Source organism: Streptomyces sp. NPDC016845 (genome assembly GCF_044332585.1).
GTDB lineage: Bacteria > Actinomycetota > Actinomycetes > Streptomycetales > Streptomycetaceae > Streptomyces.
Map to the genome: position 1 here is coordinate 110,649 of NZ_JBIRPI010000015.1, position 26,605 is coordinate 137,253.

Genomic DNA, 26,605 nt, shown 5'->3' on the forward strand with positions numbered 1-26,605 from the left:
CCCGACGTCGCGGCCGGGCGACCGCAAGCCCCACCCGCCATTTCCCACCCGTCACCCGTGATCTGGATGGAACATGAAGGCTCTCGTGCTCGCGGGGGGATCCGGTACGCGGCTGCGACCGATCACCCACACCTCCAGCAAACAACTGGTCCCGGTCGCCAACAAACCGATCCTCTTCTACGGCCTCGAAGCCATCGCCGAGGCCGGCATCACCGACGTCGGCATCATCGTCGGCAGCACCGCCCCGGAGATCCGGGCCGCCGTCGGTGACGGCTCCGCCTTCGGACTCGACGTCACCTACATCTCGCAGAGCGAACCCCTCGGGCTCGCCCACGCCGTCCTCATCGCCCAGCCCTTCCTCGGCGACGACGACTTCGTCATGTACCTCGGCGACAACTTCGTCCTCGACGGCATCAGCGACGTCGTCGACGAGTTCCGCAAGGACCCCCGCGACGCCCACGTCCTCCTCACCCGGGTCGGTGATCCCACGGCCTTCGGCGTCGCCGTCATCGACGACCACGGCAACGTCATCGACCTGGAGGAGAAGCCGAGCCGGCCGCGCAGTGACCTCGCCGTCGCCGGCGTCTACCTGTTCACCACCGCCGTCCACGAGGCCGTCGCCGCCATCAAGCCCTCCGCCCGCGGCGAACTCGAGATCACCGACGCCCTCCAGTGGATGGTCGACCAGGGGATGGACGTGGCCTCCACCGTCATCACCGGCTACTGGAAGGACACCGGCAACGTCACCGACATGCTGGAGGTCAACCGCACCCTCCTGGAACGGCTCCAGCCCCGTATCGACGGGTTCGTCGACGAGGAGAGCGAGATCATCGGACGGGTCCGCATCGAGGCGGGCGCCGAGGTGCGCCGCTCCCGTATCGTCGGCCCCGCCATCGTCGGAGCGGGCAGCGTGGTCACCGACTCCTACATCGGCCCGTCCACCTCGGTCGCGGAGCGGTGCCACATCGCCCACAGCGAGATCGAGTACTCCATCGTGCTGCGGGAGTCGTCCTTCGACCACATCAGGCGCGTCGCCGCCTCCCTCGTCGGCCGGAACGTCAAGGTCACCCTGACGCCCAGACTGCCCGCCGCCCACCGTCTCGTCATCGGCGACCACGGGCAGGTCCAGATCTCCTCATGAACCCCGTCCGCCTCCTCATCGTCACGGCCGTCGACGCCGAGCGCGACGCCGTCGCGCGCGGCCTCGGCACCGCCGCCCCGCTCACCGCGCCCGGCCTGCCCGGCCGCACACTCCTGCGCGTCACCAGCGACGAAGCGGTCTCCTGCGGGGACGCGCTGGGGGTACCCTCCACCGCCCGCCGCCGCCCCCTCACCGCGGACCTGCTGACCGGGGGAGTGGGCCCCGCCGCCGCGGCCGCCGCCACCGGCGCCGCGCTCACCGCGGCCGCCGCCCGGGAAGACCCCTACGACCTGGTCATCTGCGCGGGCATCGCCGGCGGGTTCGCCCCCGTAGCCGCCCTGGGTTCCGTCGTCGTCGCCGACCGCGTCATCGCCGCCGACCTCGGCTGCGAGACGTCCGACGGCTTCCTGTCCGTCGACAGCCTCGGCTTCGGCGTCACCGAGCACACCTGCCCGCCGGACCTGTCCGCCGCCGTCGCCCGCGTCCTCGGCGCCGTCCACGCGCCGGTCCTGACGGTCTCCACCGTCACCGGTACCGCGGAACGCGCCCGGGCGCTCCAGCGGCGGCACGCGGCCGCCGCCGAAGCCATGGAGGGTTTCGGGGCCGCCGAAGCCGCGGCCCTGCACGGCATCCCGCTCCTCGAAGTCCGTACGGTCTCGAACACCGTCGGCCCACGGGACCGGGCCGCCTGGCGTGTCCCCGACGCGCTCGCCGCCCTCCGCGACGCCTTCGCGGTGCTCCACTCCGTCCTCGCCCGCGGCGCCCCACCGCCCTACACGTGACCACCCCGGCCCCGGACTGTGTCCGGGGCCTTCGGCACAGCATGGCCGGCCCATGGGCACCGCTCCGGCCTGCGTGAACGATGGCCGCCACCGAAATCCAAGCGTTTCCCCAGTGAACGCCTTCGGCCGCCGAAAATGCTCTTCCCCCGGGTCATGCTGTCCCCACCGCACTCGGAGCCGAGCGTCGGACCCATGCCCGCACCGGGCGCCCGGGACCGGCGCGAACCGGCCCGGCGCGGACCGCCGCTCCGTCACCGAAACCGAACAGCATGGGGGCAGTCCATGACGAATGAAGCGCAGCTTCGGGACTACCTCAAGCGGGTCACCGTCGATCTCCACACCACCCGCCGCAAACTGCGGCAGCTGGAGGCCCGCGAGCAGGAACCCGTCGCCATCGTCGGCATGAGCTGCCGCCTGCCCGGCGACGTACGCAGCCCCGACGACTTCTGGGACCTGCTGGTCGCGGGGGCCGACGCGGTGACGGACTGGCCCGCCGACCGCGGCTGGCCCGCCGCCGAGACGCAGAGCGGAACCGGCGGCGACCGGCGGCGCGGCGGCTTCGTGACGGACGCCGACCGCTTCGACCCCGCCTTCTTCGACATCTCCCCGCGCGAAGCCCTCGCCATGGACCCGCAGCAGCGCCTGCTGCTCGAAGTGGTCTGGGAAGCCTTCGAACGCGCCGGTATCGACCCCGCCACCCTGCGCGGCAGCCGCTCCGGCGTCTTCGTCGGATGCAGCGACCAGGGCTACACCTCGGGCCTGCGCGAGGTCTCCGACGACGTCCGCGGCCACCTGCTCACCGGCAACTCCATGTCCGTCCTGTCCGGCCGTGTCGCCTACACGCTCGGCCTGGAGGGGCCCGCCGTCACCGTCGACACCGCCTGCTCCTCCTCCCTCGTCGCCCTCCACCTGGCCGCTCAGTCACTGCGTTCGGGGGAGTGCTCCCTCGCGGCCGTCGGCGGCGTCACCGTCATGTCCAGCCCCGGCGCGTTCATCGAGTTCGGCCAGCAGGGCGGCCTCGCGGGCGACGGCCGCTGCAAGGCGTTCTCCGACGACGCCGACGGCACCGGCTGGGCCGAGGGCGCCGGCACGATCATCGTCGAGCGGCTCTCCGACGCCCGCCGCAACGGCCACCAGGTCCTCGCCGTCCTGCGCGGCAGCGCCGTCAACCAGGACGGCGCCTCCAACGGCCTCACCGCCCCCAACGGCCTCTCCCAGCAGCGCGTCATCCTCGCCGCACTCGCCAACGCGGGCCTGCCCGGCGCAGAGATCGACGCCGTCGAGGCGCACGGCACCGGCACCAGCCTCGGCGACCCCATCGAGGCCCAGGCGCTCCTGGCGACCTACGGACAGGGCCGTCCCGCCGACCGCCCGCTGCTGCTCGGCTCCGTCAAGTCGAACATCGGCCACACGCAGGCCGCCGCCGGTGTCGTCGGCGTCATCAAGTCCGTCCTCGCCCTGCGCCACGGCGTCCTGCCGCCCACCCTGCACGCCGGGACCCCCTCCACCCACGTCGACTGGAGCGCCGGGCACGTCGAGCTCCTGAACCGGCCCACCGACTGGCCCGACACCGACCACCCGCGCCGCGTCGGCGTCTCCGCCTTCGGCCTCTCGGGCACCAACGCCCACGCCGTCATCGAGCAGGCCCCCGAACCCGCCGCCGACGAACCCGCCGCCGAAGCCGCCCCGCGCGCCGCCCTCCCCGTCCTCCCGTGGCTGCTGTCCGCCCGGGACGACGACTCCCTGCGCGCCCAGGCCGGCCGCCTCGCCGCCCACCTGACCGCACACCCGGCGACCGACCTCTACGACCTGGCCGCCTCCCTCGCCACCACCCGCACGGCCTTCGAACACCGCGCCGTCGTCCAGGGCCACGACCGGGCCGAACTCCTCACCGCGCTCACCACGTTGGCCCAGGGCGAGCCCGACCACCGCACCCTCGTCGGCACCACCCGGGAAGGCAGGACGGCGTTCCTGTTCTCGGGCCAGGGTGCGCAGCGGATCGGTATGGGGCGTGAGCTGTACGACGCTTTCCCGGTGTTCGCGGAGGCTTTCGACGCCGTGTGCGCGCAGGTGGGTGACGAGCTGCGTGATGTCGTGTTCGGTGACGACGCCGAGCGTCTGAACCGTACGGAGTGGACGCAGCCAGCGCTGTTCGCGGTCGAGGTGGCTCTGTTCCGTCTGGTCGAGTCCTTCGGGGTTCGCCCGGACTTCCTGGTGGGCCACTCGATCGGTGAGATCGCTGCCGCGCATGTGGCGGGGGTGATGTCGCTGGAGGACGCGTGCGCCCTGGTCGTCGCGCGTGGCCGGCTGATGCAGGAGCTGCCCGCCGGTGGCGTGATGGTGGCTGTGGAGGCGGCGGAGGCCGAGGTGCTTCCCCTGCTCCGGGACGGGGTGTCGATCGCCGCTGTCAACGGCCCGCAGGCGGTGGTGATCGCGGGTGCCGAGGCGGCTGTCGAACAAGTCGCCTTCGAGCTGAAGCAGCAGGGTCGGCGCACGTCCCGGCTGAGGGTGTCGCACGCTTTCCACTCACCGCTCATGGAGCCGATGCTCGACGCCTTCCGCGAGGTGGCCGAGCGGATCGCTTACGAGGTTCCGCGGATCCCGGTCGTGTCGAACGTGACCGGACGCCTCGCCGCCTTTGAAGAGGGCGAGTTGGCTTCGGCCGCGTACTGGGTCCGGCATGTGCGTGAGGCGGTGCGTTTCGCCGACGGCATCGACACCCTCGCGGCCGAGGGCGTGACGCGTTTCCTGGAGGTCGGACCCGACGGCACCCTCACCGCCCTCGCCCAGAACTGCGCGCCGGACAGCGACGCCCTGTACGTGCCGGTGCTCCGCAAGGACGGCCACGAGACTCACACCCTCCTGACCGCCCTCGCGCGACTGCACCTGCGCGGTGGCGCCGTGGAGTGGACCGCGCTCCTGCCGGGCGCCCGCGCGGTCGAGCTGCCCACCTATGCCTTCCGCCGCGACCGCTACTGGCTGGAGCGCTCGTACGCCGAGGACGGTTCGGCCGTCGGCGCGTCGAGCCCGTACCACCGTGTCGTCTGGCGCACCGTCGCCGGTCTGCCCGAAGGCGCGCGCCTGCCCGGTCGCTGGCTGTTCGTACGGCCCGCGAACCTGGAAGGGGACGACGGCTGGGACAGCGCATTGGCCGAAGCGCTCACCGAGGCCGGGGCCGAGCTGGTCGTCGTCGAACACCATCACACCGATACGCGGGCCGAGTTCGCCCGCCGCATCACTGCCGCCACGGTGGACGCCCCCGTGACCGGAGTCGTGTCCACGCTCGCCCTCGCAGGCGGCGAGAGTGATGACGTGCCCCACGGCGTCCTCGCGACCGCCGCGGTGACCCAGGCACTCGGCGACGCGGGCGTCCAGGCCCCGCTCTGGACCCTCACCCGTGGAGCCGTCACCGCCGCTCCGAGCGACGCGGCGCCGCTTCCGGACCAGGCCGCCGTATGGGGTCTCGGCCGCGTCGCCGCCCTGGAACACCCCGACCGCTGGGGCGGCCTCGTGGACCTCCCGCCGACCCTCGACCGGCGCTCGGCCACCCGCCTCGTCGCCCTGCTCGCGGGCGGCGCGCGCGAGGACCAGGCCGCGATCCGCCCCGGCGGACTGCTCGGGCGCCGTATCGTCGCGGCGCCGTCCGGGTCCGGGGCGGCCTGGCAGCCCGCGGGCACGGTCCTGGTGACCGGCGGCACCGGCGCACTCGGCGCCAGGGTCGCCCGGTGGGCGGCGCGGAACGGTGCCGCACACCTGATCCTCGTCAGCCGCAGCGGCGATCAGGCGCAGGGAGCAGAGGCGCTGCGCGCGGAACTGCGCGGCCTGGGCGCCGAAGTGACTTTCGCGGCCGTGGACCTGGCGGACCGTCCGGCGCTGGCCGCGCTGTTCGAGACCCACCCCGTGGACGCGGTCGTCCACACCGCGGGCGTGTTGGAGGACGGAGTCCTCGACGGTCTCACCCCGGAAGCCTTCAGCCGGGTCTTCGCCGCGAAGGTGACGGGCGCACGCCACCTCGACGAGCTGACCCGGGACCGCGACCTCGCCGCGTTCGTCCTGTTCTCCTCGTTCGCCGGTACCGTCGGCTCCGCCGGGCAGGCCAACTACGCCGCCGCGAACGCCCTGTTGGACGCCATAGCCGAGCGGCGCAGGAGCGCGGGCCTGCCCGCCACCTCGATCGCCTGGGGACCTTGGGCGGGCGGTGGCATGGCCGCCGACGCCGACGCCGAGAGCCGTCAGCTGCGCGGCGGCGTCGGACTGCTCGACCCGGACCGGGCACTGGACGCCCTCGCGGCCTGCGCCGGGGACACACCGGCTACCGCCCTCGTGGCCGACATCGACTGGAACCGCTTCGGCCCCGCTTTCACGGCCGTCCGCCACAGCTCCATGCTCACCGAGGTGTTCCGCGCCCCGGCCGCACCCGAGGCGACCGCCGAGACCGTCGCCACCGGCCTGCGGGCCCGCCTCCAGGACCTCGGCCCCGAGCCCCGCCGACGTGCACTGCTCACCGAGGTCCGCACCCGGGCCGCCGCCGCCCTCGGCTACCCCGGCCCCGAACGGGTCGGCGCGGAGCGGGCCTTCCGTGACCTGGGCGTGGACTCGCTGATCGCGGTGGAGCTGCGCAATGTCCTGGCGGCCGTGTCGGGCGTGACGCTTCCGACGACGGTGGTCTTCGATCACCCGACGCCTCAGGCGCTGGCCTCGTTCCTGTACGCCGAGCTGTTCGGCGACGATGCGGCCTCGGTCGTCTCGTCGTCCGTGGTGGCGGTGGACGAGCCGGTGGCGATCGTCGGCATGGCATGCCGTTTCCCGGGCGGCGTGGAGTCGCCCGAGGACCTGTGGGACCTCCTCGCCGACGGCCGGGACGGCATCGGCGACTTCCCCACCGACCGAGGCTGGGACCTCGACCTGCTCTTCGCCCCCGACCCGGACAACCCCTACGCCAGCCACACCGCACGCGGCGGTTTCCTGTCGGGCGTCGGCGGTTTCGACGCGGAGTTCTTCGGGGTGTCGCCGCGTGAGGCGCTGGCGATGGACCCGCAGCAGCGGTTGCTCCTAGAGGCGTCGTGGGAGGCGGTGGAGCGGGCCGGGATCGACCCGCGGTCGCTGCGCGGAAGCCGCACGGGTGTCTTCGCCGGTACCAACGGTCAGGACTACCCCGCCCTGCTGAGCCTGTCGGAGGGCGACTTCGGGGGCTACGTCGGTACGGGCAATGCGGCGAGTGTGGCGTCGGGCCGTGTGGCGTATGTGCTGGGTCTTGAGGGTCCGGCGGTGACGGTCGACACCGCCTGCTCGTCCTCCCTGGTGGCTCTGCACTTGGCCGGCCAAGCCCTAAGGGCTGGTGAGTGTGATCTGGCGCTGGCGGGCGGTGTGACGGTGATGTCCACGCCGGGCGCGTTCGTGGAGTTCAGCCGGCAGGGTGGGCTTGCCGGTGACGGCCGGTGCAAGGCGTTCGGTGAAGGCGCGGACGGTACGGGCTGGGGTGAGGGTGTCGGTGTCCTGCTGGTGGAGCGGCTCTCGGATGCGCGCCGCAACGGGCACCGCGTCCTGGCGGTGGTGCGGGGCTCGGCGGTCAATCAGGACGGTGCGTCGAATGGTCTGACGGCGCCGAATGGTCCGTCGCAGCAGCGGGTGATCCGTGCCGCGCTGTCGTCGGCCGGGTTGTCGGCGGCGGATGTGGACGCGGTGGAGGCGCACGGCACGGGCACCAAGCTCGGTGACCCGATCGAGGCGCAGGCGCTCCTGGCCACGTACGGGCGGGACCGCGCTGAGGACCGGCCGCTGTGGCTCGGGTCGGTGAAATCGAACCTCGGACACACGCAGGCGGCTGCGGGTGTGGCCGGGGTCATCAAGATGGTGGAGGCGCTCCGGAACGGGATGCTGCCCGCGACCCTGCACGCGGAGGAGCCGTCCTCGCATGTGGACTGGTCGTCCGGGACCGTGCAGTTGCTCACCGAGCGGCAGGAATGGCCGACGGGTGTGGACCGTCCGCGTCGCGCGGGTGTGTCGTCCTTCGGCCTCAGCGGCACCAACGCCCACGTCATCCTGGAAGAGGCGCCCCAGCAGAGTGCGGAGCCGGTCGAGTCCGTCGCCATGCCGGTGGTGCCGTGGGTGCTGTCCGGTCGTAGCGCCGACGCCCTGCGCTCCCAGGCCGCCCGCCTGCTGGAAGCCGTACGAGCCGGGTCCGAGACCGACGCCGTCGAGATCGGTACCGCCCTCGCCACCACACGTACCGCCTTCGAGAACCGAGCTGTCGTCTGGGGCCGTGACGACGCCGAACTCCGCGCCGCACTGGCCGCGTTGGCACAGGGTGAGCCGAGCCCTCGTAGCCTCACGGGCACTGTCGACGAAGGCCGCACGGCGTTCCTGTTCTCGGGGCAGGGTGCGCAGCGGCTCGGTATGGGGCGTGAACTGCACGCGGCCTTCTCGGTGTTCGCGGAGGCCTTCGACGCCGTCTGTGCGCAGGTGGGTGACGAGCTGCGTGATGTCGTGTTCGGTGACGACGCCGAGCGTCTGAACCGTACGGAGTGGACGCAGCCCGCGTTGTTCGCGGTCGAGGTTGCTCTGTTCCGGCTGGTGGAGTCCTTCGGTATACGCCCGGACTTCCTGATCGGTCACTCGATCGGTGAGATCGCTGCCGCTCACGTGGCGGGGGTGATGTCGCTGGAGGACGCGTGCGCCCTGGTCGTCGCGCGTGGCCGCCTGATGCAGGAGCTGCCCGCCGGTGGCGTGATGGTGGCCGTGGAGGCGGCGGAGGCCGAAGTACTGCCCTTGCTGGTCGACGGGGTGTCCATCGCTGCCGTCAACGGCCCGCGGGCGGTGGTGATCGCCGGTCACGAGTCGGCTGTCGTCGCGGTGGCCGAGGAGCTGAAGCGGCAGGGCCGGCGTACGGCTCGGCTGCGCGTCTCGCACGCCTTCCACTCTTCGCTCATGGAGCCGATGCTCGACGCCTTCCGTGCGGTGGCCGAGCAGATCACCTACGCGACCCCGTCGATCCCTGTCGTCTCGAACGTGACCGGACGCCTCGCCGCCTCCGCCGAGGGGGAGCTGACGTCGGCCGACTACTGGATCCGCCACGTCCGCCAGGCCGTCCGCTTCGCCGATGGTGTCGACGCGCTTGCCGCCGAGGGCGTGACCCGATTCCTGGAGATCGGCCCGGACGGTACCCTCACCGCACTCACCCGGACCGTGCTCGGTGACGTCGACCGTGCTGTCTGTGCCCCGGTCCTGCGCAAGGACCGGGCCGAGGCCGACGCGCTGTACGCCGCCGTGGCCGCCATGCACACCGCCGGCGTCCAGGTCGGCTGGGAGAAGGTCTTCGCCGGGGCGCGGCCCGCGTCCCTGCCGACGTACGCCTTCCAGCGCTCCTGGTACTGGCCCGAGCCGCGGCGCGGTGCGCACCCCGTGACCGGTGCGGCCGCCGTGACGTCGGCCGGGGAGGCCGCGTTCTGGGAGGCCGTCGACCGGGGGGACGCCGAGGAACTCGCAGGTGTCCTCGACCTCGACGGTGACGCGCTTGACGGTGTCCTTCCCGCGCTGTCCGCGTGGCGGCGTGACCAGGCCGAGCGGACGACCGCGGATTCCTGGCGCTACCGCGTGCGGTGGGAGCGGCTCAAGGCGACCACGGATGACCGACGCGCGGCCGGCGGGCGGTGGCTGCTGCTGCAGTCCGGTGACGGCCCCGCCCTGCCCGGCATCGAGGACTTCGTGCCCGGGATCGAGCGCGTGGAGTGCGCTGCGGGCGTGGAGCGGGACGCGCTCGCGGAGCTGCTGCGCGCGGTGGCCGCCGAACCGGAGCCCGTCGCCGGTGTGCTGTCCTGCCTGCCGGACGTCGGCGGTGCGCTCACACTCGTACAGGCGCACTCCGACGCGGCGCTCGCGGCGCCGCTGTGGCTGGTGACCAGCGGTGCCGTCGCCGTGGGCGGCGGGACCGAGGCCGTGGTCGAGCCGGCCCGGGCCGCGGTGTGGGGCCTGGGGCGCGTCGCCGCCCTGGAACACCCGGACGTCTGGGGCGGATTGCTCGACCTGCCTGCCCGCCCGGACCGGCGTTCGCTCGCGCGGGCCGCCGCCGTGCTCGCCGCCGCCGACGAGGACCAGGTCGCCGTACGCGGCACCGACGCCTACGCCCGTCGGCTCGTCTCCGCGCCCGCGCCCGCCGCCACCGGCGAGTGGACGGCGCCCGAGCGTGTTCTGATCACCGGCGGCACGGGCGCCCTCGGGACGCGCGTCGCCCGCTGGGCCGTCGGGCACGGTGCCCAGGAGCTGGTGCTGACGAGCCGGCGCGGGCCCGAGGCGCCCGGCGCCGACGAGCTGCGGGACGAACTCGTCGCGCTCGGGGCGCGGGTGACGGTCGTCGCCTGCGACATGGGTGACCGCGACGCCGTCGCCTCGCTCCTGGCCGAGCACCCCGTCGACGCGGTGCTGCACTGCGCGGGCGTCCTCGACGACGACGTGATCGCCTCGTACACCCCCGACCGGCTCGCGGCCGTGCTCGCCGCCAAGGCGGACGCCGCCGACCACCTCGACGAACTGACCCGCGAGAGCGGGAGCGACAGCGACAGCGGCCTGTCGGCTTTCGTGACGTTCTCCTCCATCGCCGGCGTGTGGGGAAGTGGCGGGCAGGCCGCCTATGCCGCGGCCAACGCCCATCTGGACGCCCTCGTCGAGCGCCGCCGGGCCCGGGGTCTGGCCGGTACGTCCGTGGCCTGGGGCCCGTGGGGCGGCACCGGCATGGCCGCCGACGACGCCGCCCGGACGCTGCTTGAACGACGCGGGCTGCGGCCGCTCGACCCGGACGCCGCACTGACCGCTCTCGGCCGCGCCCTGGCCGCCCGGGACACCGCCGTGGTCGTGGCCGACGTGGACTGGGAGCGGTTCGCGCCCGCGTTCACCACCGGTCGGCCGAGCCCGCTGCTCGCCGCGCTGACGGACGCGGCCCCGGCCCCGTCGACCCGTACGCCCGGCGCCGCCACCGGCGCAGGCGGCGCGCTGCGCGACCGGCTCGCCTCACTCACCGCGGAGGAGCGCGACGCCGCCCTGCTCGACCTCGTGTGCCGCCGGGCCGCCGCCGCGCTCGGACACAGCGACCCGGCCGCCGTCACCGTCGGGCGCGCCTTCCGCGACATGGGCTTCGACTCGCTGACCGCCGTCGAACTGCGCAACGACCTCACCACCGAGACCGGCGCCCCGCTGCCCAGCACCCTCGTCTTCGACCACCCCACCCCGCTCGCCGTCGCCGCGCACCTGCGGGACGTCCTGTTCGGCGCCGCGCAGGAGCGGCACGACGTGCCGGTGCGGGCCACCGACATCCACACCGACGCCGACCCCGTCGTCATCGTCGGCATGGGCTGCCGCCTGCCGGGCGGCATCGAGGGACCCGACCAGCTGTGGGAGCTGCTGGCCGCCGGTGGCGACACCGCCGGAGGGTTCCCCGAGGACCGCGGCTGGGACCTGTCCGCCCTCCTCGATGCCAGCGACACCGCGTCCGGCGGCTTCCTTGCACAAGCCTCCGCGTTCGACGCCGCGTTCTTCGGTATCAGCCCCCGTGAGGCCCAGGCCCTCGACCCGCAGCAGAGGCTCGTCCTGGAGACCTCCTGGGAGGCCCTGGAGCGTTCCGGGATCGCCCCCACCGCGCTGAAGGGTTCGCGCACCGGCGTCTTCGTCGGCGCCGGAAGCTCCGGCTACGCCACCGGCCTCACCGAGGTTCCCGAGGGGCTCGGCGGTCATCTGCTGACCGGGCAGGCGGGCAGCGTGGTCTCCGGCCGGGTCTCCTACGCCCTCGGTCTGGAGGGCCCGGCCGTCACCATCGACACCGCCTGCTCCTCCTCGCTGGTCGCCCTGCACCTCGCCGCGCAGTCGCTGCGCTCCGGCGAGTGCGACCTCGCGCTCGCGGGCGGCGTCACCGTCATGGCCGACCCCGGCGCCTTCGTCGAGTTCAGCCTCCAGGGCGGGCTCGCGCCCGACGGCCGCTGCAAGGCGTTCTCCGAGGACGCCGACGGCACCGGCTGGGCGGAGGGCGTCGGCGTCCTCGTCGTCGAACGGCTCTCCGACGCACGCCGCAACGGCCACCGCGTGCTGGCCGTCGTGGAGGGCACCGCAGTCAACCAGGACGGCGCCTCCAACGGGCTCACCGCCCCCAACGGTCCCTCGCAGCAGCGGGTCATCCGGCAGGCGTTGGCCTCCGCCGGACTCTCGCCGCGGGACGTGGACGCCGTCGAGGCGCACGGCACCGGCACCACCCTCGGCGACCCCATCGAGGCACAGGCGCTGCTCGCCACCTACGGCCAGGACCGCGACGAGGACCGGCCGCTGTGGCTCGGCTCGGTCAAGTCCAACCTGGGGCACACGCAGGCCGCGGCCGGCGCCGTCGGCATCATCAAGATGATCCTGGCGCTGCGCGAGAACCAGCTGCCGCGCACCCTGCACGCCGACCATCCCTCCTCCCGTGTCGACTGGCAGACCGGCCGCATCCGCCTCCTCGACGAGGCCGTCGCGTGGCCCGGCGACGGCGACCGGGTCCGCCGCGCGGGCGTCTCCGCGTTCGGCGTCTCCGGCACCAACGCCCACGTCGTCCTCGCCGAACCGGCCCGTACGGCGGCTGAGCCGGCCGCGCTCGGCCGAGGAGACAACGCCCACGCGACCTTCGCCGAACCGGCCCGCACAGTAACCGAGTTCACTTCCTCCGACATGGACGGCGACGCCCAAGGCGTCCTCGCCGAACCGGCCCGCCTGGTGCCCGAGTCGGCCTCGTCCGGCATGGACGGCGACGCCCAAGGCGTCCTCGCCGAACCGGCCCGCCTGGTGCCCGAGTCGGCCTCGTCCGGCATGGACGGCGCGGACACCGACCGAGCCGCCGCCCTGCCCTGGCTGCTCGCCGCCCGCAGCGCGCCCGCCCTCCGCGACCAGGCCATGCGGCTCCTCGCCCACCTCGAACAGCGCCCCGGACTCGACGCCGCCGACGTCGCGCACTCCCTCGCGTTCACCCGGGCCCCCCTTGAGCACCGGGCCGTCGTCACCGGTACGGGCCGTGATGCCCTGCTTGCCGCCCTCGGCATCCTCGCCACGGGCGGCACCGACCCCGCCGTCGTCACCGGATACGCTCCGACCGCCGGCGGCACCGCGTTCCTGTTCGCCGGCCAGGGCACCCAGCGGCCCGGTATGGGACGCGGCCTGTACGAGGCGTTCCCCGCGTACGCCGACGCCTTCGACGCCGTCTGCGGCCACTTCGACGGGCTGCTGCCCTGGCCGCTCGCCGAGGTCGTGCACGGCGACGACGCCGGCACCCTGAACCGCACCGAGTACGCGCAGCCCGCCCTGTTCGCCGTCGAGGTCGCCCTCTACCGGCTCCTGGAGTCCTTCGGGGTACGGCCCGCCCACCTCCTCGGCCACTCCATCGGCGAGATCGCGGCCGCCCACGTCGCCGGGGTGATGACGCTTCCCGACGCCTGCCGTCTGGTCGCCGCCCGCGGCCGGCTGATGCAGGCGCTGCCCGAGGGCGGCGCGATGATCGCCCTCCAGGCCGCCGAGGAGGAGGTGCTGCCCCTCCTCGCCGGACGGGAGGACGTCCTCGGGGTGGCCGCCGTCAACGGTCCCCGCTCGGTCGTGGTCTCCGGCGACGAGGACGCGGCCCTCGCGGTCGCCGCCCACTTCGCCGAGCAGGGCCGCAAGACCACCCACCTGCGGGTCAGCCACGCCTTCCACTCGCCCCGCATGGAACCCATGCTCGACGAGTTCCGCGCCGTCGCGACCTCCGTCGAGTACGCCGAGCCGCGCATCCCCGTCGTCTCCGACCTCACCGGCCGTCTCGCCGGGCCCGGCGAACTGACCGACCCGGAGTACTGGGTCCGGCACGTGCGGCACGCCGTACGGTTCGCCGACGGCGTCACCGCCCTGGAGGAGCTGGGCGCGGGCCGCCTGCTCGAACTGGGACCCGACACCACCCTGACCGCCCTCGCGCAGAGCGCCTGGCAGGGCGCCGCGCCGGTGGCCGCACCCGCGCTGCGCGGCGACCGCGACGAGGCGGAGACACTGCTGAGCGCCGTCGGCGCCCTGCACGCCCACGGCACCGACGTCGACTGGCGCGCCGTGCTCGACACCGTGGCGCCCGGAGCGGCCGTCGTCGACCTGCCCACCTACGCCTTCCAGCACCGGCCCTACTGGATCGAGTCCACCCCCACCACAGACCCGGCCGCCGCCGGACTCGTCCCCGCCGGACACCCGCTGCTCGGAGCCATCGTGCCGTCCGCCGTCGACGACACCCTGCTGCTCACCGGCCGCCTCACCGTCCGCGGCGCGGGCTGGCTCGCCGCCCACCGCATCGGCGGCGCCGCCGTCGTCCCGAGCACCGCCTTCCTCGAACTCGCCCTGACCGCAGGGGCCCACGCGGGCCGCCCGCAACTCGGCGAACTCGTCCTCGAACGCCCCCTGGCGCTGCCCGAGCACGACGGCGTCGCCCTCCAGATCCGGGTCGAGGCCCCCGACGCCCGCGGCGACCGCGCGTTCTCCGTGCACGCCCGGCCCGCCGGTGACACCGGCGCGGAATGGACCCGGCACGCCGCCGGCGTCCTGACCACCGAGACGGCACCCGCCCCGGCCCACGACCTCACCGCCTGGCCGCCGCCCGGCGTCCGGGAACTCGCCACCGACGGGCTGTACGCCCGCCTTCGCGAGGCCGGACTCGACTACGGGCCCGTCTTCCAGGGCCTTACGGCCGCCTGGCAGGACGACGACGCCGTATACGCGGAGGTCGCGCTGCCCGAGTCCGCGACCGCCGACGCCGCCCGCCACGACCTGCACCCGGCGCTCCTGGACGCCGCGCTGCACCCGCTGGGCCTCGGCGCGTTCGACGGCCTGAGTGACGGACGCGTGCTGTTCTCCGCAGGCCCGGCCCGTCTGTTCGCCACCGGCGCCACCACCCTGCGCGTCCGCCTGGAGCGCACCGGCCCGGACACCCTGGCCCTCACGGCGGCCGACGCGATCGGCGAACCCGTCCTGAGCATCGGCTCGTTGCTGCTGCGCCCGGCCCCGGGCAGCACCACCGGCCCGGCTGCCGCAGCTGCCACCGGCCAGGGGACCGACCCGGCCCCCGAGGAGCAGACCGCCCCCGCCACCACCCCGGCCCGCCGCCGCGCAGCCACCCGCACCCAGCCCCCCGGCAGCCTCCTCGAACGCCTCGCCGCCCGCCCCGCCGCGGAGCGCGAGCGCACCCTGCTCACCACCGTCCGCGAACGCGTCGCCGCCGTCCTCGGCCACAGCGGCCCCGACGAGATCGAACCGGCACGCCCGTTCACCGACCTCGGCCTCACCTCACTGACCGCCGTCGAACTCCGCAACGGCCTCAGCGCCGCCCTCGGCGTCACCCTGCCCGCCACCCTCGTCTTCGACCACCCCACCCCCACGGCGCTCGCCCGCCACCTCGCCGACGACCTGTTCGACACCGCCGACGCCGCCGGGCCCGTAGCCATACGACGACGCGCCGTCGACGACGACCCCATCGCCGTCGTCGGCATGGCCTGCCGCTACCCCGGCGGCATCGCGGACCCCGAGGACCTGTGGAACCTGGTGCGGGCCGGGGCCGACGGCATCTCGCCGCTGCCCACCGACCGCAACTGGAACCCCGAGCGGCTCTACCACCCGGACCCCGACCACCCGGGCACCGTCTACACCCGCGAGGGCGGCTTCCTGCACGACGCCAGCCGCTTCGACCCGGCGTTCTTCTCGATCAGCCCCCGCGAGGCCCTCGCCATGGACCCGCAGCAGCGGCTCCTGCTCGAAGTGTCCTGGGAGGCGCTGGAGCGCGCGGGCGTCGACCCGGCCGCGGCCCGCGGCTCCGCCACCGGCGTCTTCGCCGGTGTCACCTACCAGGACTACGTGACGATCCTCGCCGCCTCCGACGACAACTTCGAGGGCTACGTCGGCACGGGCAACTCGCCCAGCGTGCTGTCCGGCCGCATCTCCTACGCCCTCGGCCTGGAAGGCCCCGCGGTCTCCGTCGACACCGCCTGCTCCTCCTCGCTCGTCGCCCTGCACCTCGCCGCCCAGTCCCTGCGCCAGGGGGAGTGCGAACTCGCTCTGGCGGGCGGCGTCACCGTGATGTCGACGCCCGGCTCCCTCATCGAGTTCAGCCGGCAGCGCGCGCTCGCCGAGGACGGCCGCTGCAAGCCGTTCTCCGCGGACGCCGACGGCGCCAGCTGGGCCGAGGGCGTCGGCATGATCGTCCTCGAACGGCTCTCCGACGCCCGCCGCAACGGCCACCAGGTGCTCGCCGTGATCCGCGGCTCCGCCCTCAACCAGGACGGCGCCTCCAACGGCCTGACCGCCCCCAACGGGCCCTCCCAGCAGCGCGTCATCCGGCAGGCGCTGGCCTCCGCCGGACTCTCGCCGCAGGACGTGGACGCCGTCGAGGCGCACGGCACCGGCACCACCCTCGGCGACCCCATCGAGGCCCAGGCCCTGCTCTCCGCCTACGGCCAGGACCGCGACGAGGACCGGCCGCTGTGGCTCGGCTCCCTCAAGTCGAACATCGGGCACAGCCAGGCCGCCGCCGGTGTCGGCGGCGTCATCAAGATGGTCATGGCGCTGCGCGAGAACCTGCTGCCACGCACCCTGTACGCGGACAACCCGACCCCGCACGTCGACTGGAGCGCCGGCAACGTCCGCCTCCTCACCGAGGAACAGCCCTGGCCGGAGACCGGCCGCGCACGCCGCGCCGGCGTCTCCTCCTTCGGCATGAGCGGCACCAACGCCCACGTCATCGTGGAACAGGCCCCCGACAGCCCCGAAAGCACCGAGCGGCCCGCCGCGCGCACCACCCTGCCGGCCGTCCCCGTACTGCTGTCCGCCCGCACCCCGGCCGCCCTGCGCGCCCAGGCCGCCCGGCTCCGCACCCACCTCCGCGCCCGCCCCGACACCCCGCTCACCGACCTCGGCTACACCCTCGCCGTCGGCCGCGCCGCCCTCACCCACCGCGCCGCCGTCCTCGCCGACGACACCGCCGCACTCGACGAGACCCTGTCCGCCCTCGCCGCCGACGCGCCGCTCGCCACGCCCGTCCCGGTCGGCAGCGCTGTGCCCGGCGGCGCCGAACCCGTCCTCGTCTTCCCCGGACAGGGCGCCCAGTGGGCGGGCATGGCCCGTGAACTCCTCGACGAGTCACCGGTGTTCGCCGACTGGATCGACCGCTGCGAGCAGGCGCTCGCCCCGCACGTCGACTGGTCGCTGACCGCCGTGCTGCGCGGCGACGAGGGCGCCGCCGACCTCGGCCGCGTAGACGTCGTCCAGCCCGCCCTGTGGGCAGTCATGGTCGCCACCGCCGAACTGTGGCGCGCGCACGGCGTCCGCCCGGCCGCCGTCGTCGGCCACTCCCAGGGCGAGATCGCCGCCGCCTGCGCGGCCGGGGCGCTCACCCTGGAGGACGGCGCCCGCGTCGTCGCCCTGCGCAGCCGCGCCCTCACCCGCATCGCCGGGACCGGCGGCATGATGTCCGTGCCGCTGTCCGCCGACGAGACCCGCGCCCGCACGGAGCCGTGGGCGGAGCACCTCGCCGTCGCCGCCGTCAACGGACCCGCCTCGTCCGTCGTCTCCGGCGAGGCCGCGGCCCTGGACGAACTGCACGCCGCCCTCGTCGCGGACGGCATCCGGGCCCGTAAGGTCAACGTCGACTACGGCTCGCACTCCGCGCAGGTCGAGGCGATCCGCGAGACCGTCCTCGACGCCCTCGACGGCATCACCCCGCGCGAGGCGGAGATCCCCTTCCGCTCCTCGCTCACCGGCGACTGGCAGGACACCACCGGGCTCGACGCCGCCTACTGGTACACCAACCTGCGCGAGACCGTCCGCTTCGAGGACGCCGTGCGCGGCCTGATCGCGGCCGGACACCGTACGTTCATCGAGGTCGGCCCGCACCCCGTGCTGGCCGTCGGAGTGCGCGAGACCCTCGACGCGGCCGGGGTCGACGGCGCCGTCCTCGGCTCGCTGCGCCGCGACCAGGGCGGCCTGCGCCAGTTCCTCACCGCGCTCACCGAAGCCCACGTACTCGGCGTGGACATCGACTTCGGGACCGTCTTCGACGGCACCGGCGCCCTCCGCACCGACCTGCCCACCTACGCCTTCGAGCACCAGCGTTACTGGCCCACCATCCGCGAGGCGGCCGCCGCGGACCTCGCCGCGAGCGGCGCCCTCACGGCGGATTCCGTAGAGGCCCGGTTCTGGGAGACCGTCGAGCAGGAGGACCTGGAGAGCCTCGCCGACAGCCTCGACCTGCCCGCCGACGCGCCGCTCAGCACCGTGCTGCCCGCCCTGTCCCAGTGGCGGCGCACCCGCAGGGAACGCGCCACCACGGACGCCCTGCGCTACCGGGTCGCCTTCAGCCCCCTCGACACCGGCGCCGCCACCCTCACCGGTACGTGGCTGCTCGTCACCCCCGCCGAGGAGGCCGGGCACACCGCGGTCGCCGACGCCGTCTCGGACGCGCTCACCGCGGGCGGCGCGCGCACGGTCCGGCGGATCGTCCTGCCCGACGGAACCTGCGACCGCGCCGCCCTCGCCGGCCTGCTCACCGACGGCGACGACGGCACCGGACGGCCCGTCGGCGTCCTGTCCCTGCTGGCCCTGGACACCCGCGACCACCCCGGCCACGCAGCCGTCCCCGTCGGCCTGGCGACCACCCTCGCCCTCGTCCAGGCCCTCGGTGACCTCGGCATCGACGCGCCCCTGTGGTGCGCCACCCGCGGCGCCGTCGCCGTCGGCTCCGCCGACCCCGTGCCCGACGCCGCCCAGGCCCTCGTCTGGGGCCTCGGCCGGGTCGCCGCCATGGAACACGCCGACCGCTGGGGCGGCCTCATCGACCTGCCCGCCGACCTCGGCACCCGCTCCGCCACCCGGCTCGCCGCCGTCCTCGCCGACCCCGGCCAGGAGGACCAGATCGCGCTGCGCGCCACCGGCGCCCACGGCCGCCGCCTGGTCCACGCCCCCGGCGCCGACACCCCCGCCGAGACCTGGCGACCGCGCGGCACCGTCCTCGTCACCGGCGGCACCGGCGCCCTCGGCGGCCACGTCGCCCGCTGGCTCGCCGACCGCGGCGCCACCCACCTGGTCCTCGCAGGCCGACGCGGCGCCGACGCGCCCGGCGCCACCGGTCTGCGCGACGAACTCGGCGCCCGCGGCGTCGAGGTGACCCTCGCCGCCTGCGACGTGTCCGACCGTGCGGCCCTCGCGGAGCTGCTCGCCGCGATCCCGGCCGACCAGCCCCTGGACGCCGTGTTCCACGCCGCCGGATCCCTCGACGACGGCGTGGTCCACTCGCTGACGCCGGACCGCATGGACCCCGTCCTGCGCGGCAAGGCGGGTGCCGCCCGCGCCCTGCACGACCTCACCCGCGACCTCGGCCTCTCCGCGTTCGTCCTCTTCTCCTCCACGGCAGGCGTCCTCGGCGGCGCCGGACTCGGCAACTACGCGCCCGGCAACGCCTACCTCGACGCCCTCGCCGCCGAACGCCGCGCCGCCGGACTCCCGGCCACCGCCGTCTCCTGGGGCCTGTGGGCCGACGGCGGCATGGTCGGGGACAGCGCCGGGGACCGCATGCGCCGCCACGGCGTCCACCCCATGGACACCGCGGCCGCCTGCGAGGCCCTCGGCCACGCCCTCGATCTCGGCGACACCCACGTCGTCGTCACCGACCTGCGCTGGGACATCTACGCCCCGTCCTTCACGGCGCCACGGCCCAGCCACCTGCTCGACGAACTGCCCGCCGCCCGCAAGGCGCTGGACACCGCCCGGCAGGCCGCGGGACCGGCCGTGGACGACACCTCCTCGCTCCACGCGCACCTGGCCGCCCTGCCCGCGTACGAACGGGCCGGAGCCGTCCTGGAGATCGTGCGCGGACACGTCGCGGGCGTCCTCGGCCACCCCGCCGCCGACGCCGTCGACCCGGATCAGCCCTTCACCGACCTGGGCATCGACTCGCTCAGCGCCGTCGAACTGCGCAACGGCATGAACCGCATCACCGGCCTGCGCCTGCCCTCCACCCTCGTCTTCGACCAGCCCACCTGCCGCGCCCTCGCCGACTTCCTGCTGGCGGAGGTCGCGGAGGTCGCCGACGACACGGCGGCGGACACCACTGAGCGCGGCCCGCGCCGGGACGCCACGGACGACGACCCGATCGCCGTCGTCGCCATGGGCTGCCGCTTCCCCGGCGGCATCCGCACCCCCGAACAGCTGTGGAGCATGCTCCTGAACGGCGAGGAGGGCCTCGTGCCCTTCCCGGAGGACCGTGGCTGGGACCTCGACGCGCTTCACCACGCCGGGCCCGGCAAGGCGGGCACCGTCGCCACCCGTACCGGCGGATTCCTCACCGACGCGGGCGGTTTCGACCCTGCGTTCTTCAACATCTCGCCCCGCGAGGCCGTCGCCATGGACCCGCAGCAGCGACTGCTGCTCGAGATGGCGTGGGAGACGTTCGAGCGGGCGGGCATCGATCCGCGCGCCCTGCGCGGCAGCCGTACCGGAGTCTTCGCCGGCACCAACGGCCAGGACTACACCGGCATGCTCGCCGCCTCCGGCGAGGACTTCGAGGGCTACATGCTGACCGGCAACGCGGCCAGTGTCGTCTCCGGCCGCCTCTCGTACACCTTCGGCCTCGAAGGCCCGGCGGTCACCGTCGACACCGCCTGCTCCGCCTCTCTCGTCGCCCTGCACCTCGCCGTGCAGTCCCTGCGCACGGGGGAGTGCGACCTCGCGCTCGCGGGCGGCGTCACCGTCATGGCCTCGCCCGGCCTCTTCGTCGACTTCAGCCGTCAGCAGGGTCTCGCGGAGGACGGCCGCTGCAAGGCGTTCGCCGAGGCGGCCGACGGTACGGGCTTCTCCGAGGGCGGCGGTCTGCTGCTCGTGGAGCGGCTGTCGGACGCGCGCCGCAACGGGCACCCGGTGCTCGCGGTGGTGGCGGGTTCGGCCGTCAACCAGGACGGCGCGTCCAACGGGCTGAGCGCGCCGAACGGCCCCTCGCAGCAGCGAGTCATCCGGGCGGCCCTGGCCGACGCGGGCGTCCCGGCGGCCGAGGTGGACGCGGTCGAGGCGCACGGTACGGGCACCAGGCTGGGTGACCCGATCGAGGCGCAGGCGCTGCTCGCCACGTACGGCCAGGAGCGCGACGCCGAGCGGCCGTTGTGGCTGGGATCGGTGAAGTCGAACGTCGGCCACACCCAGGCGGGTGCCGGTGTGGCGGGTGTGATGAAGATGGTGCTTGCGATGCGCCATGGTGTGCTGCCCGCGACGCTCCACGTAGACGCGCCTTCTTCCCACGTGGATTGGGAGCAGGGCGCCGTGGCCCTGCTGACCGAGGCGCGGGAGTGGCCGGAGACGGGGGAGCGCCCGCGTCGTGCGGGTGTGTCGTCCTTCGGTATCAGCGGAACGAACGCCCATGTCGTCCTGGAAGCCGCCCCCGAGGAACCTGCCGCCGTCGTAGAGCCGGCCGCGTCGACGGGCCGCGTGCCCTGGGTCCTGTCCGCCCGCAGCCGTGACGCCCTGCGCGCCCAGGCCGCCCAGCTCCTCGACCACATCACCGCGCACCCCGAGGTGACCCCCGCCGACCTCGGCCTCTCGCTCACCGCGACCCGCGCCGTCTTCGAGCACCGCGCCGTCGTCCTCGGCGCCGACCGAGCCGCCCTCACCGACGGACTGCGGCTGCTCGCCTCCGGCGAGACCGGACCGCACACCGTCACCGGCACCCACCGAGGGGACGGCAGGACCGCGTTCCTGTTCTCCGGCCAGGGCGCCCAGCGCCCGGGCATGGGCGCCGGACTGTACGAGGCGTTCCCCGTCTACGCCGACGCCTTCGACGCGGTCTGCGCCCACTTCGGCGACGACGACCTGCGCGGTCTCGTCCTCGGTGACGACGCCGAGCGCCTGAACCGCACGGAGTGGACGCAGCCGGCTCTGTTCGCCGTCGAGGTCGCCCTCTATCGCCTGCTCGAATCGTGGGGGGTGCGACCCGACTTCGTAGCGGGGCACTCCATCGGGGAGATCGCGGCCGCCCACGTCGCCGGGGTGCTGACGCTCCCCGACGCCTGCGCCCTGGTCGCCGCTCGTGGTCGCCTCATGCAGCAACTCCCGGCAGGCGGCGCCATGTTCGCCGTAGAGGCCACCGAGGACGAGGTGCTGCCCCTCCTTGAGGACCACCTGGGCGCCGCCGGTGTCGCCGCTGTCAACGGGCCGCGCTCCGTGGTGATCTCCGGCGCCGAGGGCGTCGTCGCCGACATCGCGGCGAAGCTCGCCGCCGACGGACGTCGCACCACCCGCCTGCGGGTCAGCCACGCCTTCCACTCGCCGCTCATGGAGCCGATGCTCGACGACTTCCGTGCCGTCGCCGCCGGCCTCTCCTACGCGCCGCAGCAGATGGCCGTGGTCTCCAACGTCACAGGACGGGCCGCCGCCCCCGGCGAGCTTCAGGACCCGGAGTACTGGGTGCGCCACGTGCGCGGAGCCGTCCGCTTCGCCGACGGAGTCCAACGGCTCGCCGAGCACGGCGCGGACCGGTTCGTGGAGGTCGGCCCCGACGGCACCCTCACCGCGATGGCGCAGAGCTGCCTGCCGGACGCCGGGCACACCCTCTTCGTACCGGCGCTGCGCAAGGACCGCGACGAGCCGGAGACGCTCCTCGACGCCCTCGCCCACGCCTTCACCCACGGCGTGAGCGTCGACTGGCCCCGCCTCTTCGATGCCACCGGCGCCCGCGTCACCCCGCTGCCCACCTACCCCTTCCAGCGCCGCCGCTTCTGGCCGAAGCCGCCCGTGCTGCTCGGTGACGTCACCACCGCCGGGCTCGGCGCGAGCAGCCACCCGCTGCTCGGCGCCGCCGTGGAGCTGGCCGACGGGGCCACCCAGGTCTTCACGGGCCGCCTCGCGCTCGGCTCCAGCCCCTGGCTGAAGGACCACGCCCTCACCAGCACCGCCCTGTTCCCCGCCACCGGCTTCCTGGACCTGGCCCTGCACGCGGGCGTCAGGACCGGCTGCGAGCAGGTCGCCGAACTGACCATCCTCGCCCCGCTGCCCCTCCCCGACCGGGGCGGCGTGCAGGTGCAGGTACGGGTCGAGGCACCGGACGCCACCGGGGCCCGCCCGCTGACCGTCCACGGCCGCCCTGACGACGCCGGGCCCGGCGCACCATGGACCCTGCACGTCAGCGGACTGCTCACGGAAGCGGCCGAACCGGCCGTCACACCGTACGACTTCACGGTCTGGCCGCCCGAGGGCGGCGCGGAGGTGGCGCTCGACGGCTTCTACGAGGCGTTCGCCGACCGCGGCCACCTCTACGGCCCGCTGTTCCAAGGACTGACGCGGGTATGGACGCGCGGCGAGGAGGTGTTCGCCGAGGTCGCCCTGCCGGCCGACGCGGACCCCGCCGCCGACGCCTTCGACCTGCACCCGGCCCTCCTCGACGCCGCCCTGCACGCGGTGATGTTCGTCCCGATGAAGGACGCGGGACGGCTCCCGTTCTCCTGGAACGATGTGCGCGTGGACGCCGTCGGCGCCTCCGCGCTGCGGCTGCGGATGGTCCAGGAGGGCCCGGAGGCCATCGGCCTCGCGCTCGCCGACCCGGCGGGCCGCCCCGTCGCCTCCGTCGGCTCGCTCACCCTGCGCGAACTGACCGGAGACCTCGCGGGCTCCACCGTCGGCGCCCGGGGCCCGCAGGGCCTGTACGAGCTGGACTGGCAGCCGCTCACCACCCCGGCCACCGGGACCACGACCGCGTGGACGGTTGTCGGGGCGGGCGAGGCGGACGAACTGGCCGCCACGCTGCGCGCCGCCGGCCACACCGCGCACGCCGTGCCCGACCTGGACGCCCTCGCCGAAGCCGACGAGATTCCCGACACGGTTCTGTACGCCGTACCGGTCGCAGCGGCCCACTCCGGGTCCGAGGCCGACGCGGCCCGCACCACCACCGGCCACGCCCTGGACCTCGTACGGCGGTGGCTCGACGAACCGGCGTTCCTGCACGCGCGCCTCGCCGTCGTGACCCGGTGCGCCGTCCCGGCCGCGCCACGGGCCGCCGACCCGGCGCAGGCCGCCGTGTGGGGCCTGGTGCGGGCGGCCCGCACCGAGAACCCCGGCCGGCTCGTCCTCGCCGACACCGACGGCACCGACGAGTCCGTGGCCGCACTGCCCGCCGTCCTGGACGGCGACAGCGCCTTCGAACTCGCCGTCCAGGACGGCAAGGCGCTCGCACCGTGCATCGTGCCGTTCGCCGCCGACCGGGCCCTCGTCCCGCCGGCCGGCACCGAGGCCTGGCGGCTCGGCGTCGAGCGCAAGGGCACCCTGGAAAGTCTGCGCCTGGCGCCGTGCCCTGAGGTCACCGCGCCGCTCGCGCTGAACGAGGTGCGGATCTCGACGCGCGCCGCGGGCGTCAACTTCCGTGACGTCCTGACCGCGCTCGGCATGTACCCCGGCGACGCCACCGCGATCGGCCTGGAGGGCGCGGGTGTCGTCACCGAAGTCGGCTCCGGTGTGACGGAACTGACGCCCGGGGACCGGGTGATGGGGATGTTCGCCGGTGCGTTCGGACCGGTCGCCGTCGCCGACGCCCGGATGGTCGCGCGGATCCCGAAGGGCTGGAGCTTCGCCGAGGCCGCCACCGTCCCGATCGTCTACCTCACCGCGTACTACGCGCTCGTCGACCTCGGCGGGCTCAAGCCCGGCGAGCGTGTCCTTGTTCACGCCGCGGCCGGTGGCGTCGGCTCCGCGGCCGTCCAGCTCGCCCGCCACCTCGGCGCCGAGGTGTACGGCACCGCCTCCCCCGGCAAGTGGGACGCCCTGCGCGCCGCCGGCCTGGACGACGCGCACCTCGCCTCCTCCCGCGACCTCGGCTTCGAGGACCGGCTGCGCACCGCCACCGACGGCGACGGCTTCGACGTCGTCCTCGACTCCCTGGCCCGCGAGTTCGTCGACGCCTCCCTGCGGCTCCTGCCGCGCGGCGGCCGGTTCCTGGAGATGGGCAAGACCGACGTCCGCGAGCCCGCACAGGTCGCCGCCGACCACCCCGGCGTCGCCTACCGCGCCTTCGACCTGGTCGAAGCGGGTCCCGAGCGGATCGGCGAGATCCTCGCCGACCTCGTCGACCTCTTCGGACGCGGTGTCCTCAAGCCGCTGCCGATGGCCGTGTGGGACGTGCGCCGGGCGCCCGACGCGTTCCGCTTCCTCAGCCAGGCCCGCCACATCGGCAAGGTCGTCCTCACCCTGCCGACGGCACCCGACCCCGAGGGCACCGTCCTGCTCACCGGCGGGCTCGGCGGGCTCGGCCGGATCACCGCTCGCCACCTCGTCGCCGACCAGGGCGTCCGGCACCTGCTGATCGCCGGGCGGCGCGGCCCGGACGCGCCCGGCGCGGCCGAACTGCGCGCCGAACTCACCGCTCTGGGAGCCGAGGTGACGGTCGCGGCCTGCGACGTCGCCGACCGCACCGCGCTCGCCACGCTCCTCGCCAACATCCCCGCCGACCGGCCCCTGACCGCAGTGGTGCACACCGCGGGAGTCCTCGCTGACGGCGTGCTGTCCTCGCTGACCCCGCGGCGCTTCGCCGAAGCGCTGCGCCCCAAGGCCGACGCCGTGGTCGCCCTGCACGAACTGACCCGCGACCTCGACCTCGCCCGGTTCGTGGTCTTCTCCTCCGTCGCCGGCACCTTCGGCGGCGCGGGCCAGGCCAACTACTCGGCGGCCAACGCCTTCCTGGACGCCTTCGCCCACCACCGGCGCGCCCAGGGCCTGCCCGCCGTCTCCCTCGCCTGGGGCACCTGGCTGCCGGAGGCCGGGATGACCGGGGAGCTGAGCGACGCCGACCGCGAACGTCATGCCCGCACGGGCATGGTGCCGCTCGACGCCGCCCACGGCATGCGCCTCCTCGACGCCGCGGCCGACACCGACCGGGCCGCGCTGCTGCCCATGAACCTCGACGCGGCCGCCGTGCGTGAGCACCACGACGTGCTGCCGGTGCTCCTTCGCGGTCTGGTCCGCACGCCCACCAGGCGCCGCGCGGACACCGCCACACCGGCCCCGCAGAAGCCGCAGTCGCTGGCCGAACGGCTCGCCCCGCTGCCCGCCGCCGACCGCGAACAGCTCCTTCTCGACGTGGCCGCCGAACAGGCGGCGGCCGTCCTCGGACACGGCTCGGCCGACGAGGTCGACCCCGAACTGACCTTCAAGGAGCTCGGCTTCGACTCGCTGACCGCGGTCGAACTGCGCAACCGGCTCGCCGCCGCCACCGGACTGCGGCTGCCCGCAACTCTGGTCTTCGACTACCCGACCGCCCTCGCCATGGCCCGGCACCTGCTGGGCGAACTGGCCCTGCCCGAGCCGCCCGGCACCGCGCAGGCGCTGCTCGGCGAGGTGGACCGCCTGGAGGGCGCGCTGCGCGACTCCGGCGTGGCCGGCGAGGACCGGGACAAGGTCACCGCCCGGCTGCGCGAACTCCTCGCCCACTGGCAGGGCGACCCCGTCGCCGCCCCGGCCGACGCCCCCGACCCGCAGGACGCGGAGGACGCGGAACTGGCCGGGGTCGAGTCCGCGGGCGACCTCTTCGACCTGATCGACCGCGAGCTGGGGGACGTATGAGCACCCCCGCCGGTCCCTTGCCCGCACCCGACGCCCCGGCCCGCCCGGTTGTACAAGGAAGTGACACACGTGGCTGACGACGACAAGT

At 74.7% G+C, this 26,605-nt stretch carries 3 protein-coding genes; all 3 read left to right on the forward strand.

The features are described 5' to 3' along the window. Positions 1 to 73 precede the first annotated feature (73 nt). Entirely contained in the window at positions 74 to 1,141 is a 1,068-nt protein-coding gene (locus ACH4RC_RS29075; protein WP_398206161.1) for a glucose-1-phosphate thymidylyltransferase, read from the forward strand. Continuing rightward, the gene (locus ACH4RC_RS29080) at positions 1,138 to 1,923 is read left to right on the forward strand and encodes a futalosine hydrolase (RefSeq protein ID WP_398206162.1); all 786 of its coding nucleotides are present in this window, start codon (positions 1,138 to 1,140) and stop codon (positions 1,921 to 1,923) included. The genes ACH4RC_RS29075 and ACH4RC_RS29080 overlap by 4 nt, the downstream gene beginning before the upstream one ends. Positions 1,924 to 2,205: 282 nt before the next feature. After that, on the forward strand, positions 2,206 to 26,517 hold the full coding sequence (locus ACH4RC_RS29085) for a type I polyketide synthase (protein ID WP_398206164.1): 24,312 nt from the start codon (positions 2,206 to 2,208) through the stop codon (positions 26,515 to 26,517). The last annotated feature ends 88 nt before the right edge of the window (positions 26,518 to 26,605 follow it).

Coding starts and splice junctions, on each gene's coding strand:
- ACH4RC_RS29080 (WP_398206162.1), top strand. CDS start 1,138: ATGAACCCCGTCCGCCTCCTCATCGTCACGGCCGTCGACGCCGAGCGC.
- ACH4RC_RS29085 (WP_398206164.1), top strand. CDS start 2,206: ATGACGAATGAAGCGCAGCTTCGGGACTACCTCAAGCGGGTCACCGTC.
- ACH4RC_RS29075 (WP_398206161.1), top strand. CDS start 74: ATGAAGGCTCTCGTGCTCGCGGGGGGATCCGGTACGCGGCTGCGACCG.